This window comes from Nonomuraea sp. NPDC050556 (assembly GCF_044457355.1).
Taxonomy (GTDB): Bacteria; Actinomycetota; Actinomycetes; order Streptosporangiales; family Streptosporangiaceae; genus Nonomuraea.
In genome coordinates this window covers 1,625,515-1,640,457 of the sequence record NZ_JBITGU010000003.1, presented here as the reverse complement: position 1 = coordinate 1,640,457, position 14,943 = coordinate 1,625,515, and the positions used below count along the sequence as shown (strand labels likewise).

Annotated in this window: 13 protein-coding genes; 6 read left to right on the top strand and 7 right to left on the bottom strand. The window is 70.7% G+C overall.

Features of this window, described 5'->3' with window-relative positions:
- Window positions 1–66: 66 nt before the first annotated feature.
- On the top strand, window positions 67–2,103 hold the full coding sequence (locus ACIBG8_RS36590) for a hypothetical protein (protein WP_397347716.1): 2,037 nt from the start codon (window positions 67–69) through the stop codon (window positions 2,101–2,103).
- On the opposite strand, the gene ACIBG8_RS36585 is transcribed toward ACIBG8_RS36590, so the two are convergent.
- Genes ACIBG8_RS36585 through ACIBG8_RS36575 form a run of 3 tightly spaced genes read right to left on the bottom strand, consistent with a single transcriptional unit; the run spans window position 2,021 to window position 7,589 of the window.
- Window positions 2,021–2,533, bottom strand: a complete 513-nt coding sequence (locus ACIBG8_RS36585) for an HIT family protein (RefSeq protein WP_397347715.1) — start codon at window positions 2,531–2,533, stop codon at window positions 2,021–2,023. The two genes, ACIBG8_RS36590 and ACIBG8_RS36585, sit on opposite strands and share 83 nt — an antisense overlap.
- 23 nt (window positions 2,534–2,556) lie before the next feature.
- Window positions 2,557–3,549, bottom strand: coding sequence for a hypothetical protein (locus tag ACIBG8_RS36580; RefSeq protein WP_397347714.1), 993 nt, complete (start codon window positions 3,547–3,549; stop codon window positions 2,557–2,559).
- 2 nt (window positions 3,550–3,551) lie between these two features.
- Window positions 3,552–7,589, bottom strand: coding sequence for a hypothetical protein (locus ACIBG8_RS36575; RefSeq protein WP_397347712.1), 4,038 nt, complete (start codon window positions 7,587–7,589; stop codon window positions 3,552–3,554).
- A gap of 99 nt (window positions 7,590–7,688) precedes the next feature.
- On the opposite strand from ACIBG8_RS36575, the gene ACIBG8_RS36570 reads away from it, so the two are divergent.
- The 3 genes from ACIBG8_RS36570 (at window position 7,689) to ACIBG8_RS36560 (ending at window position 9,132) form a co-directional block, all read left to right on the top strand.
- Window positions 7,689–8,135, top strand: a complete 447-nt coding sequence (locus ACIBG8_RS36570) for an Asp23/Gls24 family envelope stress response protein (protein ID WP_397347711.1) — start codon at window positions 7,689–7,691, stop codon at window positions 8,133–8,135.
- Between the two features lie 18 nt (window positions 8,136–8,153).
- Window positions 8,154–8,843 carry a PIG-L deacetylase family protein gene (locus ACIBG8_RS36565; RefSeq protein WP_397347710.1) on the top strand — a complete coding sequence of 230 codons (690 nt, stop codon included), beginning with the start codon at window positions 8,154–8,156 and terminating at the stop codon, window positions 8,841–8,843.
- An 85-nt stretch (window positions 8,844–8,928) separates the two neighbouring features.
- Window positions 8,929–9,132 carry a TM2 domain-containing protein gene (locus ACIBG8_RS36560; RefSeq protein ID WP_397347709.1) on the top strand — a complete coding sequence of 68 codons (204 nt, stop codon included), beginning with the start codon at window positions 8,929–8,931 and terminating at the stop codon, window positions 9,130–9,132.
- A gap of 47 nt (window positions 9,133–9,179) precedes the next feature.
- On the opposite strand, the gene thrS is transcribed toward ACIBG8_RS36560, so the two are convergent.
- Window positions 9,180–11,165, bottom strand: coding sequence for a threonine--tRNA ligase (gene thrS, locus ACIBG8_RS36555; protein WP_397347708.1), 1,986 nt, complete (start codon window positions 11,163–11,165; stop codon window positions 9,180–9,182).
- A 20-nt stretch (window positions 11,166–11,185) separates the two neighbouring features.
- The gene (locus tag ACIBG8_RS36550; protein WP_397347707.1) at window positions 11,186–11,791 is read right to left on the bottom strand and encodes a glycoside hydrolase family 25 protein; all 606 of its coding nucleotides are present in this window, start codon (window positions 11,789–11,791) and stop codon (window positions 11,186–11,188) included.
- 140 nt (window positions 11,792–11,931) lie between these two features.
- Between ACIBG8_RS36550 and ACIBG8_RS36545 the strand changes: the two genes are divergently transcribed.
- The gene (locus tag ACIBG8_RS36545; protein ID WP_397347706.1) at window positions 11,932–12,732 is read left to right on the top strand and encodes an IclR family transcriptional regulator; all 801 of its coding nucleotides are present in this window, start codon (window positions 11,932–11,934) and stop codon (window positions 12,730–12,732) included.
- 12 nt (window positions 12,733–12,744) lie between these two features.
- Window positions 12,745–13,875, top strand: coding sequence for a 4-hydroxybenzoate 3-monooxygenase (locus ACIBG8_RS36540; RefSeq protein ID WP_397347705.1), 1,131 nt, complete (start codon window positions 12,745–12,747; stop codon window positions 13,873–13,875).
- Here ACIBG8_RS36540 and ACIBG8_RS36535 read toward each other — a convergent pair.
- Window positions 13,844–14,035 (bottom strand): hypothetical protein, encoded by a 192-nt coding sequence (locus tag ACIBG8_RS36535; RefSeq protein WP_397347704.1) that lies wholly within the window; start codon window positions 14,033–14,035, stop codon window positions 13,844–13,846. The genes ACIBG8_RS36540 and ACIBG8_RS36535 overlap by 32 nt on opposite strands.
- Complete coding sequence (locus tag ACIBG8_RS36530; RefSeq protein WP_397347703.1) at window positions 14,032–14,925, bottom strand: LLM class F420-dependent oxidoreductase; 894 nt, start codon at window positions 14,923–14,925, stop codon at window positions 14,032–14,034. Before ACIBG8_RS36530 ends, ACIBG8_RS36535 begins: the two co-directional genes overlap by 4 nt.
- Window positions 14,926–14,943: the final 18 nt, after the last annotated feature.

Sequence of the window (14,943 nt, the reverse complement as noted above, 5' to 3'; positions counted from 1 at the left end):
CGGACCTGGTGGCCGATGTTCCCCTAACGTGCAGCGACGACGGGTCGAGCGCGGGAGGGCACGCGGGTGAGGCGGGCGCTGGTCTTGGGGTTCGTGCTGGTGAGCCAGCTGTGGTTCGGCGCAGCGCACGCCGATGTGGGTGCGCGGGTGGCGTTGATCGGGGTTCCCGGGTTGACGTGGAGTGACGTCGACCCGGTGGACACGCCGAACCTGTGGCAGCTGGCGCGGTCCAGTGCTGCCGGGTCGTTGTCCGTACGGACCGTGGGGTCGGTGACGTGCCCTTACGACGGGTGGCTCACGGTGTCGGCCGGGGTTCGGTCGGCGGCGGGACACCGGTGCGGCGCGCCTCCCCTGCCCTCGGGCACCCGGGTTCCCGTGGCCGCGGCGGAGCACTGGGGAACCCTGGGCGCTGCTCTCAGGGCGGCGGGCGAGTGCTCGATCGCCATCGGTCCCGGCGCGGCGCTCGCGCTGGCGACGCCCGACGGGCAAGTTCCGAACTATCACACCTCGCCCATCCAGGTCAGTACGGCCGACCTGGCGAGGTGCCGGGTGGTCGCCATGGACGTCGACGACCTCATCAGGCCCTACCTCGGCGGTGGCACGCTGCCCGCCGTACCGGAACGGTTGACGGAGCAGCAGCGGCGCGACGCCCTGCGCCTGGCCGACGCCAGGACCGGCGCGCTCCTGGCCGCGCTGCCGTCCGACACGACGGTGCTGCTGGCCGGGCTGTCGGACCACGGGTCGGTGCCGCACCTGCGCGTCGCCATGCTGCGCGCGCCCGGCGCGGCCGGTCACGCGCTGGGCGCGGCCTCCACGCACCGCGACGACCTGTCGATCCTGCCCGACCTGACCGCGACCGTCCTGACCACCCTCGGCGTCCCCGTCCCGAACACGGTGGTCGGCGTCCCTCTTCAGGTCGGCGGCCGGGCTTCCGGTCTCGTGGAGGCTGACGAGGCGGCGCAGACGGTCCGGGCGGTCAAGGGGGTGTTCTTCGCGGGTCTGGCGATGGCTCAGGTCGCCTTCTACGTGGCCGCCTTCATGCTGCTGCGCCGCCGCAGAGCCCTCCGTGCTGTACGGCTGGCCGCTGTCGCGCTCGCCTCGGTACCGGTCTCGTGCTACCTGGTCAACCTGCTGCCGTGGTCCACCGTCGCGGCGCTGGCAGGCGGGCTCGCCGCCTGCGTGGCGTTCGTGACGGCCGCGGCGCTCGCCGGGCCGTGGCGCAGGCACCCCCTGGGGCCGCTGGCCGTCGTGTCCGGCGTCACCGCGCTCACCCTCGCCGCCGACCTGCTGACCGGGACGACGCTGCAGCTCAACTCCGTCATGGGTTACAGCGCCGACGTGGGGGCGCGGTACTTCGGGCTGGGCAACATCCCGTTCGCGCTGCTCGCCACCGGCACCCTGCTGGCCACCACGGTGATCGCGCACCGGTGGCCGGGCCGTACGGGAGTGGTGGCGGTGGCCGGGCTCGGGGCGTTCGCGATGGTGCTGGGCGGGTCCGGGCTGGGCAGCGACTTCGGCGGCGTGATCGCCTTCGTGCCCGGCATCGCGGTGACCGCGCTGCTCGTCGCCGGTCGGCGCGTCTCGCTGGTCAAGCTGGGCGCGTTCTGCGCGGCGGGCGGGGTCGTCGTGACGGGGTTCGCGGTGGCCAACTACCTGCGCCCGGCGGCCGAGCAGACCCATCTGGGCAGGTTCGTCGGGCAGGTGCTGAGCGGCGAGGCGCTGGACGTGGTGGCACGCAAGCTGCAGGCCATGCTGGCCACCCTCCTCAGCCCCACCCTCATGCCGATCGTCCTGGCCGCGGCCGCGTTCCTCATCTACGCGATCCTCCGCCCGGGGGCGGCCAGCGCCGGAGTGCTACCCGCAGCCTTCGCGTACTCCCCCGCCCTCAAAGCAGGCCTGACCGGCACGCTGGTCAGTGGTGTCCTGGGCATGCTCGTCAACGACTCAGGCGCCGCCGTACTGGCCATGGCCCTGGCTCTGGCCGCCCCACTGACCATCTCGGCAGGCATCGCCGTCCTGCCTACTCCCAGGCCTGCGCCAGCATCTCCCGGGTGTCGTGAAGCAGTTGCGGCAACACCTTCGTCTGCGCCACGACCGGCATGAAGTTCGTGTCCCCACCCCAGCGAGGCACGACATGCTGGTGCAGATGCGCCGCGATCCCCGCACCGGCCACATGCCCCAGATTCATCCCCACATTGAACCCCTGAGCCCCACTCCCCTTACGCAAAGCCCTCAGCGCCCGCTGAGTGAAGTCCCCCAACTCCGTCATCTCAGCGACGTCCAGCTCGTCATACCCCGACACATGCCGGTAGGGCACGACCATGAGATGCCCGGAGTTGTAGGGATAAAGATTGAGCACAGCGAAGACGACCTCGCCCCGGGCCACGACGAGCCCGTCCTCGTCACTCAGCTTCGGAATCTCGCAGAACGGACACCCGTCCTCCGCACCGGACCCGGTGGGCTTGTTCTCACCCTTGATGTAGGCCATCCGGTGCGGAGTCCACAGCCGGTCAAAGTTGTCGGGCTCATGCATAACCAGCAGCATAGAGGGCGGGGTCAGTTGGGCTCCTTCGTGATGTGCTTGGCCTTGAGCGGCCCGTCGGGATTGCTCCACCAGCCCGACTTCGTGCCGCCTGACGCAGGCATCGTCCTGACGTACCAGTAGCCGGAACTGCCGATGTGCATCTCGAATTTGAAGGAGCCGTTGGACTTGGCCAGAGGCGTCCATGTGGGATCGATTTCCCTGGCGTCCTGCGTTTTGGTCGCGCGGAAGGAGAAGTGCAGGCGTGCCCCCGATGAGGCGGCGGTGTCTCCGGGGCTCGTCTCCCGCACAGAGCCCTTGAGGTAGTACACCTTGCCTGCCCGACCCGCGAAGGACTCGGTGTTGAACTTGGCGACTACCACCCTTGGCCCTGTCGCGTTCATCACCGACGTCTCGAACGCCGCGGTACGCAACGAAGTGGTGTCGGCCCGCCCCGCCTCCCTGGCCTCCTCGTCGTAGGTGACGCCCGCGTACTTGATCAGCCATGAGCCGCTGGCCTCCGCTGGCACACCGACCAGGAATTCGCCACGCCGGTCCGTCCTGAGCCTGACGACCTCCTCCCAGAGGAAGGACTCGGCCTCGCGGAACACCAGCACGACCTCCTGACCCACCAGTTCGTCCTCCGGCAGCCCCCCGAGGATGCCGCGGACGATCAACCGCTCGCCGTACTCGGCCGTCTGCGGATCGATGGTGAACTCGATCCTCGACAGGTTCTTGAATCCGGCGATCTCCACCGGGAACTCCAGCTCCAGGAGGTCCTCGCCGTCCCGTGCCTCCACTGTCCAGAGGCCTGGACTGCTGTCCTTCGGCAGCTCAGCCAGCGCCCGCCAGAGCGGGCCCTCCTGGCGCAGGTGCAGCTTGAGCCGCGTCTCCCCGTCCGGCGAGACCAGTTCCCCCTGGACGTCGGCGGATTCCGGGGCCGCGATCTCGACCACGAACGTGACGGAGTCGAACTCACCCCGCACGACCGGATTCGGGTCGACATTGATGGCGACGATCTCTGGCATGGTCAGCACACCTTCCTTGGTGGTGTCTCCGGGATGAGCCGCCGCCACTGGTCGTCCGACAGCGTCCGGTGGACGCGGTCGCAGACGGCCAAGGCGGCACGATCGGCATCGACAAGATGGCGCTGCAAGCCCCCGCCTGCAGCGATGCTGTAGAGCTCCCTTCCGTCAGCGCTGAAGGAGAGCGCCACTACTTCCTTCGCGTGTTCGGTGTACGGCAGGCCCAGCGGCACCCGGCTGTCCACCCGCCACAGTCGCACCCTTCCTGTGACGCCGCCGGCGGCAAGCAGGTTGCCATCCGGCGAGAAAGCCAGACGGACGAAGTCATCGTCCTGGCCGGCGGGCGCGGCCAAATGACCTGTTCTGGTCCTGCTCACCGCGTCCCACAGGTCCACGCCGCCGCTGGCGTTGCCGGTGGCGATCAGCCGGCCGTCATCGCTGACGGCCACAGAACGCGGCTGGCGGCCGAACGGGCGGGCGAGGTCGCCCCCACCGGACAGCGATGTCAGGGAGTTCTGCACGCCACCGATGGCCAGCGACCGCCCATCGGGCAGGAATGCCATCGCCGGGTCGGCCGGGCCTGCCGCGATCGGCATCCTCACCATGGCGCGCACGTCCCACACCTGGGCCGCTTCCTGTTCTCCCGTGTAGACGGCGACGGCGAGCTTGCTGTCGTCGTGACTGAAGGCCAGCCCGATGGCGCCACCCACCTGCAGCACGCCGGAGCGCACGCCTCGGGTGGCGTCCCAGAGGGTCACCTTGTCCGGCTCGGCCACGGCCAGGAGGGCACCGTCCGAGGTCAGGGCGACCGCCGAGGCCGCCGATGTACCCAGCGTGCCCCCGGTGCCCGCTTCCGGATTCCTGGGATCGCCGAGCCGAACCCCTGATGCGTTCACCACAGCCAGGCGCCTGTCTCCGGCGAGAGCCGCGGCCTTCACTCCCGTCCCGAGGGGCAGGGGGCCCGTGGAGCGGCTCACATCGACGATGGCGAGAGCACCGCGCCCCAATTTGTACGTGAGTCGCTGGTCGCGGGCGTCTATCCGCACCTCCTCCAGGGAGGAAACGTCGTCGACCGGCTGTCCGAGCAACCTCTCGCCTGTGGCCGTCCAAAGGGTGATTCCGCCGGATCCCCAGGTCATGAGGTACCGTCCGTCGGCGCTGTAGCCAATCCAGGCCGCCTCTGCCCCACGAAGGAGAGTGGCGGTCGGCTTCCCCGTGCGCACGTCCCAGAGCCGAGTGTCCACCCCCTGGCTCACGGTCAGCCGAGCACCGTCCGGGCTGAGCGCCGCCTGGGTACCTGGCACGCTCAGCAGGCTGTGGAAGGAGGCGTCGAGGACCTCAACGCGGTCGCGGTGGACGAGGAGGTGAAGCCGGTCACCGGCGGAGACGCCGATGCCGATCAGGTTGGGGTCGTGGCGGTCGAACATGGGTTTGCCGAGGCTTCCGGTGTCCCACACCTGCACGTGGTCGTCCAGCGTACGGGTGAGCAGCCGGCGGCCCGTGGCGCTGAACTCCACCACGTCGGAGCCGCTGCCGAAGGCAGGACCGACCGGCCGTCCCGACGCGATGTCCCACAGGCGCACCGAACGCTCTCCTCCGACGGCGAGAGTGCGCCCGTCCTGGCTGATCGCCGCCGCCTGCGCGGTGGGGTCGAGGCCGGTGAGGGTGGCGAGCGCGCGCTCGGAGTCGACGTCCCACACGGTCGCGGCTCCCCGGTCCACGGCCGCGGTCCTGCTGCCGTCCGGACTCAGCGCGAACGCGGCCGCGCCGCTGACCTGGGGGGCGGGGAACACGTGGAGCTCTCGCTGGGCGAGGGAGGAGTAGAGGGCGGCTCTCGCCTCGTCCACGGGGGCCAGGCGCCAGGCGGCGACGCTCAGGAGCATCGCGGTCCTCGGGTCGGACGTGCGCAGGGTGTCGGCCAGGGCGGCTGTCTTCCTGGCGGTGGCCAGGTCGCGGTTCTCGGCGGCTGTCGCGGTCTGGCGTACGGCGAGGCCGGTAGCGGCCAGGGTGACCAGCAGGAGGGCGGCCAGGGAGGCGGCCAGGTTACGGAGCAGGCGCACCCGGCGTCGGGTGGCGCGGGCCGCCGCGTTCTCCTCATAGGCGGAGGCTTCCAGGAACTCGGTTGTCAGGGGGGCCAACTCCTGGGCGGTCGTCCACTCCAGGGCCAGGGCGAGGCGGGCGCCGCGGTACAGGCCCGAGGGGTCGCGGTGGTCGCGTTCCCAGGCCAACGCCGCGTCCAGCAAGTGCTGCTCGACCAGCGCCCCCGCCCGGTCCTCGTCGATCCACGCGCGCAACGTCGGCCACGCGTGGATCAGCGCCTCGTGGGTCAGCTGCACGTGCTCCTCGTCCACCGTGACCAGCCGTTCGGCCGCGAACGCCTCGACGACCTCGGCGGGCACGTCGGCGAGCATCAGGTCGCGGTCCACCCGCCGCCTGGTGTCCTCCATGCCCTCGCCCACGTGCACGAGGCGCCGCATCAGCGCCCTGGCCGCGCGCCGGTCGCCGACGGCGGCCAGGGTCCTGTCGGCCGTCGCGGCCAGCGCGCCGTGGATGCCGCCCGTCTCCCGGTACCCGGCCACGGTCAGCTCGTCGCCCGAGCGCCCCTGCCACGTGGCCAGCAACGCGTGGGAGAGCAGCGGCAGCCGTCCCGCCTCGTAACGCGCGCCCAGGTCGGCGAGCAACAGCTCCACCAGACCGGGCTCCAGGGTGAGCCCGGCGAGCTCGGCAGGGCGGACGACCACCTCGCGCAGCTCCTCCGGGGACATGGGGCCCACGACGACCTGACCGTCGCCCATCGCGACGGCGAGCTGCGGGTAGGCGGCGCACCGCCCGTAGAAGTCGGCGCGCACGCACAACACGACGAGCGCGGAAGCCGACAGGGCGTTCAGGCGGGCGACGAACTCGGCGCGCGTCCCCTCGTCGCCGCATTCGGTGAAGAGCTCCTCGAACTGGTCGATCACCACCACCCGGTGCCCTGACGCCCGTTCCAGCGCGCCGAGCGGGTCGGCCGTCGGCGTCAGCACCACGCTGGACCAGGACGCCGAGCCGTACACCTCCAGGCCGCCCCTGGCGATGGCGGGCAGCAGGCCCGCGCGCAGCAGCGACGACTTGCCCGAGCCCGACGCGCCGGTGACGACGAGCGGGCGCGGGTCGTCCAGCCGGCGGGCCAGGCGGCGCAGGAGCTGGGTGACCAGACTGTCCCGCCCGAAGAAGAGCGCGCCGTCGCCCCGGTCGAAGGGGGCGAGGCCCTGGTACGGCGGGCCGTCGTGCACGCCCAGCGTCCCGCGCCGGGAAGGGGAGACGGCCTGCGCCGCGCGCGCCGGGTTGGGTGCCAGGACGAGCTCGCCCGCCGTACCGCTGGACCGGCAGCGCGGCCGGGGAAAGCCCGCAGCGGGCAGCGCGGTGCTCAGGTGGCGGTGCACGGCCTGCAGGGTGAGCGCGGCGGGCGCGTGCGGGTCGCCGTGCTCCAGCAGGCGCAGCAGCGCGCCGCCGAACGCGGTGTGCCGGTCGCCCTCCGGCGCGAGCGCCATCTCGCTGCGCCCCGAGGCCGTCACCACGAACGCGCCGTCGATCTCGGTGAGCCCCGCGACGTCGTCGGACGGCCCCATGGCCGACACCGCCCACCCGGAGAAGCAGCAGTCGAGCAGCACGATGACGGGCCTGGCCGCGCTGTCGAGCAGGTAGCGGCGCAGGGTGTCGTACGGCAGCGCCGTGTGCTCCAGCCGCGACCGCCGAGGGTCGGTGCGCGCGGTGGCCAGGTAGAGCGTGCCGGTCGGGCTCACGAGTCCGTGTCCGGAAAATGACACGAGAATCGGGCCCTGCGCCGACTCGGCGACGGCGGCGATCGCGTCGCCCATCTGCTCGGGGCCGGACAGCTCCGTGGCGACGTGCACGGCTTCCGGGCTGAGTCCGCTGCGCCGTACGAGGGCCTGGGCCAGGTCGGTCACGGTGGTGGCCACGGCGGGGACGTCGGGCAGCGTGGTGTAGACGCTCGTGCCGAGCAGTAGCGCCGTCGCCCCCGGGAGGCGGCCGAAAACCGTCACGTCCTCATGAAACGCGGCCAGAACTTCCGTGGGAAGAGAGTGGTTACCCGCAGAACATTCCGGCACAATCCGTAAGATCCGTGCATAAGGGAGCGTGCGATGACCGAGACCACAGCACCTGAACGTGTACAAGACCCCCTGACGGCCGCCGTGGTGAAGGGGCGGATCAAGGTGGCGGACGAGGTCGTCGAGAAGGTGGCCGCGCTGGCGGCGCTGGAGGTGTCCGGCGTGGCGGACATGGGCGGCGACCTGGCCAGGGCGTTCGAGTCGGTGCGCGACCGGATCGGCATCGGCTCCCGCCGCGGCAACCAGGGCGTCAGCGCCGAGATCGTGGACCGTCAGGTGGCGGTGGACCTGACAATCGTCGTGGAGTACGGGCACGTGGTCATGGAGGTGGCCGCCGAGGTCAAGTCGAACGTGGCCCGATCGGTCAGCCGCATGCTCGGCCTGCGGGTGAGCGAGGTCAACGTCACGGTCGACGACGTCCGCCTCCCCGGCCAGCCCCGCCACGAACCCCTCACACCGGAGGAGTTCCTCGACCACTGACCTGGCTAGGGTGAGGGCATGACCGACTCTCTTGAACCGATGCCCGGCGACTGGACGCGGGCCCTGGCGATCGTGGCGCACCCCGACGACCTCGAGTACGGCTGCGCCTCAGCCATCGCCGCCTGGACCGCAGCCGGCAAGCAGGTCGCCTACGTGCTGGCCACCAGGGGCGAGGCGGGCATCGACGACCTGGAGCCGGCCAAGGCGGCCCCGCTGCGCGAGCAGGAGCAGCGCGCCAGCGCCGCGGTCGTCGGGGTGTCGGTGGTGGAGTTCCTCGACCACCTGGACGGGGTGATCGAGTACGGCACGGCCCTGCGCAGGGATCTGGCGTCCGCGATCCGCAGGCACCGCCCGGAGCTGGTGATCACGCTCAACCACCACGACACCTGGGGCGGCACGTCGTGGAACTCCCCCGACCACAAGGCGGTCGGCCGCGCCACGATCGACGCCGCGTCGGACGCGGGCAACCGCTGGATCTTCCCCGACACCGAGGAGGAGCCGTGGGACGGGGTGCGCTGGGTGGCCGTGGCCGGCTCGCCGTACCCCACGCACGCGATCGACGTCACGGACACGATGGAGCTGGGCGTGCGCTCCCTGCTGGAGCACCGCACCTACATCGAGGCGCTCACCGACGAGGACCCGGAGACCTACGCCCGCGCCTTCCTCGACCGGGGCACTTCTGTGGCATTCCAGCTGTTCCCGCGGTGATTTATCGTTTGTCAACCATCTGTCACACGGTCCTCCCTAGGGTGACGTTCTCTTCAACGCGATCACTTTCGGAAGGTTCGTTCCCATGCAGAAGTCCTGGATCGTCGCAGTTCTGCTCTGCTTCTTCTTCGGCGTCCTAGGCGTGCACCGGTTCTACGTCGGCAAGATCGGCACCGGCATCCTCCAGCTCGTCACCCTCGGCGGGTTCGGCATCTGGGTGATCGTCGACTTCGTCGTCATCCTCATCGGTAAGTTCACCGACAAGCAGGGCCAGCCGCTCGCCAAGTAGGACATACGAAAGGCCCCCCGCACGGAGCAGGGGGCCTTTCGCGTATCTCAGACCTGCACGCGCCGCTCGACCGCGCTGACGATCTCGGCGACCGCGTCCTCCACGGACACGCCGTTCTTCTGCTCGCCGTTGCGGTAGCGGAACGAGACGGCGCCGTTGGCGATGTCGTCGTCACCGGCCAGCAGCATGAACGGCACCTTCGCCTTCTGCGCGTTGCGGATCTTCTTCTGCATCCGGTCGTCGGCCGTGTCGACCTCGACCCTGATGCCCCGCTCGCGCAGCTTCTTCGCGACGTCCTGCAGGTAGGCCACGTGCGCCTCGGCGATCGGGATGCCGGCGACCTGCACCGGGGCCAGCCACGGAGGGAACGCGCCCGCGTAGTGCTCGACCAGCACGCCCATGAACCGCTCGATCGACCCGAACAGCGCCCGGTGGATCATGGCAGGGGTCTGCCGCGTGCCGTCCGCCGCCTGGTACTCGAGGCCGAACCGCTTGGGCTGGTTGAAGTCGAGCTGGATCGTCGACAGCTGCCAGGTGCGCCCGATGGCGTCCTTGGCCTGCACCGAGATCTTCGGCCCGTAGAAGGCCGCGCCGCCCGGGTCGGCCACCAGCTCCAGCCCGGACTCCTCTGCCGCCTGGCGCAGCGCCTCGGTCGCCTCGTCCCAGTCGGCCTGCTCGCCGATGAACTTGTCGGAGTCGTCGCGGGTGGACAGCTCCAGGTAGAACTCCTCCAGCCCGAAGTCGCGCAGCACGCTCAGCACGAAGGTCAGCAGCGACTTGATCTCGTCGCCCATCTGCTCCTTGGTGGTGTAGATGTGCGAGTCGTCCTGCGTCATGCCGCGCACCCGGGTCAGGCCGTGCACGACGCCGGACTTCTCGTAGCGGTAGACCGAGCCGAACTCGCACAGCCGCAGCGGCAGCTCGCGGTAGGAGCGCCCGCGCGCACGGAAGATCAGGTTGTGCATCGGGCAGTTCATCGGCTTGACGCGATATTCGGTGCCGTCGAGCTCGAAGGCGGGGAACATGTCCTCGCCGTAGTAGGGCAGGTGCCCGGACAGCTCGAACAGCGAGGACTTCGTCAGGTGCGGGGTGTTGACGAACTCGTAGCCCGCCTCAGACTGGCGGCGGCGCATGTAGTCTTCCATCTCCTTGCGGATGATCCCGCCCTTGGGGTGGAAGACCGGCAGCCCGGAGCCGAGCTCCGGCGGGAAGCTGAACAGGTCGAGCTCGCTGCCCAGCTTGCGGTGGTCGCGCTTCTCCGCCTCGGCCAGCAGCTCCAGGTAGGAGTCCTGCTGCTCGCGCGACTCCCACGCGGTGCCGTAGATGCGCTGGAGCTGCGGGTTCTTCTCGCTGCCCCGCCAGTAGGCGCCGCCGGTGCGCATGAGCTTGAACGCCGGGATCGCCCGGGTGGTGGGCACGTGCGGGCCGCGGCACAGGTCGAACCAGCGCAGCTTGCCGTCCTTGGCGTCGTGGTTGTCGTAGATGGTCAGCTGACCGCCGCCCACCTCGACGTTCTCCTCGTCGGAAGCCCCGCCCTTGAGCCCGATCAGTTCGAGCTTGTACGGCTCGGCCGCCAGCTCCAGGCGGGCCTCGTCGTCGGAGACCTCGCGCCTGGAGAAGGTCTGCCCCTCCTTGACGATCTCCCGCATGCGCTTCTCGATGCGCTTGAGGTCGTCGGGCTGGAAGGCCTGGTGCACGTCGAAGTCGTAGTAGAAGCCGTTCTCGACCGGCGGGCCGATGCCCAGCCGCGCGTCGGGGAACAGCTCCTGCACCGCCTGCGCCATGACGTGGGCGGCGGAGTGGCGCATGATGGCGCGGCCGTCGGCAGAGCCGATCTCGACGGCCTCGACGACGTCGCCCTCACGCACGACGTGGGCCAGGTCGCGCAGCTCGCCGTTGACGCGGGCCGCGATGACCGTTCTGCCATCGGCTTCCAGCGCGTCACCGGCCGTCGTCCCCGCCGCGACCACACGCTCGGCTCCGGCGAGGGTGATGCGTAGCTCGGCTGACACGGTGACTCCCTTGGATAGCACTGGATCGGTGAGATCCGATGCTATCGCGGGTGGTAACCCAGCCTGGTCAGGTCCTCGCGGCTGCCGTGGAAGACGTTCCTGTCGACGGGGCTGTTGGAGTACTGGTGGATCGTCCAGTCGTTCCACGGCCTGGGCACCACGGGCTCGCCGCGCGGGCGGGCGGGCGAGGCGATCCACAGCGGGTATTCGGCCAGGCCGGCGCAGTTGCCCGAGCGCGCGAACCACGTGTAGGTGTAGACGAAGGGGCGCACGCCCGCCTGCTTCTCGATGATGCGGCACCAGCGGCGGGCGTACCTGGCCACCTGGTCGGGCGGCAGGCCGTCGTCGGCCTCCAGGTCGAGGGCGATCAGGTCGCCCTTGCGCAGCCCGCCCGCGGCCCTGATCGTGCGCAGGAAGTGTTGCGCCTGGTCGGCGGGGTCGCCCTTGGGCCTGGCGAAGTGGTAGGCGCCGCAGACCATCCAGCTCTCGCGCATGCCGTGCCAGTTGCGCTGGAACCACTTGTCGGTGAACCCGCCGCCCTCGGTGGCCTTGGAGAAGGCGAAGGAGATCCCGCTGTCGGCGTGCTCGGACCAGTCGACCGAGCCCTGCCAGTTGGAGACGTCGATGCCGTGCAACAACTTCTTCACCGAGCCTCCTTCGTCGGCACGGCGAAGAAAATCTTGCTGTGCCTCCTGGCTCGCTCGCTACGCTCGCTCACGTTGCCGGAGTTTATTGAGGTGTCACCCATTCAGGTCCTCGCCGCGCCGCGACAACCATAATGTGCGCTATGAGGCCGCCACCGAGCGTCGCCGGAAAAGTCATGGCGATCCTGGACACTTTCGCACACGGGGACGCTCCCCTGACGCTGAGCGAGATCTGCCGCCGCGCCGCGCTCCCCCTGGCGACCGGGCACCGCCTGGTGGGTGAGCTCACCCGTGGCGGGTTCCTGGAACGGCTGCCCGGCGGCTCCTACCGGGTGGGCGTCGGGATGTGGCGCATCGGGGCGATGGCCGCGCCTGGCGAGCTGCGCGAGCTGGCCCTGCCGTACATGGAGGACATCTACGAGGTCACCCACGCCAACGTCCAGCTGGCCGTACGGAACGGGGTGAAGGCCCTGTACGTCGAGAAGCTGCGCGGGCCGCGCAGCGTGCCGATCGTCAGCCGGGTGGGCGGCGAGCTGCCGCTGCACGCGACGGGCGTGGGCAAGATCCTGCTGGCCTTCGCGCCGGAGGAGGTGACAGCCGAGGTGGTCGCCGCCGGGCTGCAACCGCTCACCAGGCACACCGTCACCGACCCGGCACGGCTGCGCGCCGCGCTGGCCGAGGTCCGCAGGACCGGCGTGGCCGTGGTGCGCGAGGAGATGACGCTGGGCACCTGCTCGGTCGCTGCGCCGGTGCGCGGCGCGGGCGGTGACGTGGTGGCCGCGCTGTCGATCGTCACCACCCCGCGCACCGACCTGCGCACGTTCGTCCCCGCCCTGGTGACCGCGGCCAAGGCGCTGTCGCGCGACGTGAGCGGCCACTTTTCCACTGAGCGGAAGGGTAATGGCCACGCCGGGCCGTCGGCCCAGCACGATCGTCCCGACTGAAGGAGGTTGACGATGCGCACCCAGGTCGCCGTCATCGGCGCGGGCCCCGCCGGGCTGGTCCTGTCCCATCTGCTGCGCCGGCGCGGCATCGACTCCGTGGTTCTGGAGAGCCGCGACCGCGACTACGTCGAGCACCGGCAGCGGGCGGGGATGCTGGAGCAGTCCACGGTCGACCTGCTGCGTTCCATGGGCGCCGGCGAGCGGCTGGACCGGGAGGGGCTCACCCACCACGGGCTGGAGCTGCGCTTCGACGGCGCGGGCCACCGCATCGCGCTGTCGGAGCTGACCGGCGGGAAGACGGTGACGATCTACGCGCAGACCGAGATCGTGAAGGACCTCATCGCGCTGTCGGACGACCGGGTGCGGTTCGAGGCCGAGGTGCTGTCGGTGGATCCCGCCGCGCCGTCGGTGACCTTCCGCGAGAACGGGGTGGTGCGGACGCTGGAGTGCGACCTCATCGCCGGGTGCGACGGCTTCCACGGGGTGTCGCGGTCGGCGATCCCCGAGGCAAGGGCGTTCGAGCGGGAGTACCCGTTCGCCTGGCTCGGCGTGCTGGCCGACGTGGCGCCCTCGACGGAGGAGCTCATCTACGCCCACCACCCGCGCGGCTTCGCCCTGCACAGCCTGCGCTCCCCCAGCGTCAGCCGCCTGTACCTGCAGGTCGACCCGGCGGACTCGCTGGAGGCGTGGCCGGACGAGCGGATCTGGGACGAGCTGCGCACCCGCTTCGCCACCGACGACGGCTGGACGCTGAAGGACGGGCCGATCAGGGAGAAGGCGATCACCCCGATGCGCAGCTTCGTCACCGAGCCGATGCGCCACGACAAGCTGTTCCTGGCCGGCGACGCCGCGCACATCGTCCCGCCGACCGGGGCCAAGGGGCTCAACCTGGCCGTCGCCGACGTGGCAGCCCTGGCGGACGCGATCGCCTCGGGGTCGCCCGAGCTCCTGGACGGCTACTCGGCGGCGCGGCTGAAGAAGGTGTGGCGGGCCGAGCACTTCTCCTACTGGATGACGACGCTGCTGCACGCCGACCCCACGGCCGACGCGTTCGCGCGCAGGCTGCAGCTCTCGCACCTCGACTACGTGGTGTCCTCGCGGGCGGCCTCGGCTAGCCTCGCGGAGAACTACGTCGGCCTCTGACGCCCAGGACGACCAGCACCGCGCCGGCCAGGACGACCGCGAGGCCGATCCAGAACCACTGCATGGCTCCGGACATGAAGCTGCCGCCGACGTAGCCGAGCCCCTGCAGCACCCAGATGCCGCCCATCACCACGAGGATGGCGCCCAGCCATATCTTCACAGCAGTCCCTTCAGGAACGCCCTGGTGCGGTCGCGCTCGGCGAACTCGGCCGCGACGAAGTCGGTGACGCCTGCCTTGGCCAGGACGTCGATCTGGGCGCGCACGCTGTCCTCGTCACCGACGACGGCCACGTCGCCCGGTCCCGCGGCGCCCTCCTTGTCCAGCATGGCGCGGTAGGAGGGCAGCTGGCCGTACCCGGCGAAAACCTGGTCGGCCCGCGCCCTGGCGGTGTCCACGTCGTCGGTGACGCAGACGGGCAGCGCGCACACGACCCTGGGCCGCTCCCTGCCCGCCTCCTGCGCGGCCGCGGTGATCGCCGGAACGACGTGCTCGGCGACGGTCTTCGGTCCGGTCATCCACAGGACGGTGCCGTCGGCGACCGCGCCGGCCAGCTTGAGCATGCGCGGCGCGAGCGCGGCGATCAGCACCTGCAGCCCGGTGCCCGGCGTGGACAGGGTGAGGTTGGCCGTGACGGTCTCGCCCTTGAAGTCGACCCGCTCGCCGCGGGTGAGCGGCATGAGCACGTCCAGGTACTCCTTCATGTGCCTGGCGGGCCGGTCGAAGCTGTAGCCGAACATGTGCTCGATGACGATCTGGTGCGACAGCCCGATGCCGAGCGTGAAGCGGCCGCCGAGCGCGGCGTTCACGGTCAGCGCCTGCTGGGCCATGACGCCGGGGTGGCGCGGGTAGGTGGGCACGACCGCGGTGCCGAGCTCGATGCCCGGCACCGTTGTGCCCACCACCGCGAGCGTGGTCATGGCGTCCAGGCCGAAGATGTTCGATATCCAGGCGGACGGGAAGCCGTCGTCGGCGGCTCTGGCGATCCTGTCGCGCAGCGTGCCGATCGGGTCGTCGCCCTTGGGCCCGTCGAAGAAGAGTCCTATACGCATCGCTACCGAACTCCGTTC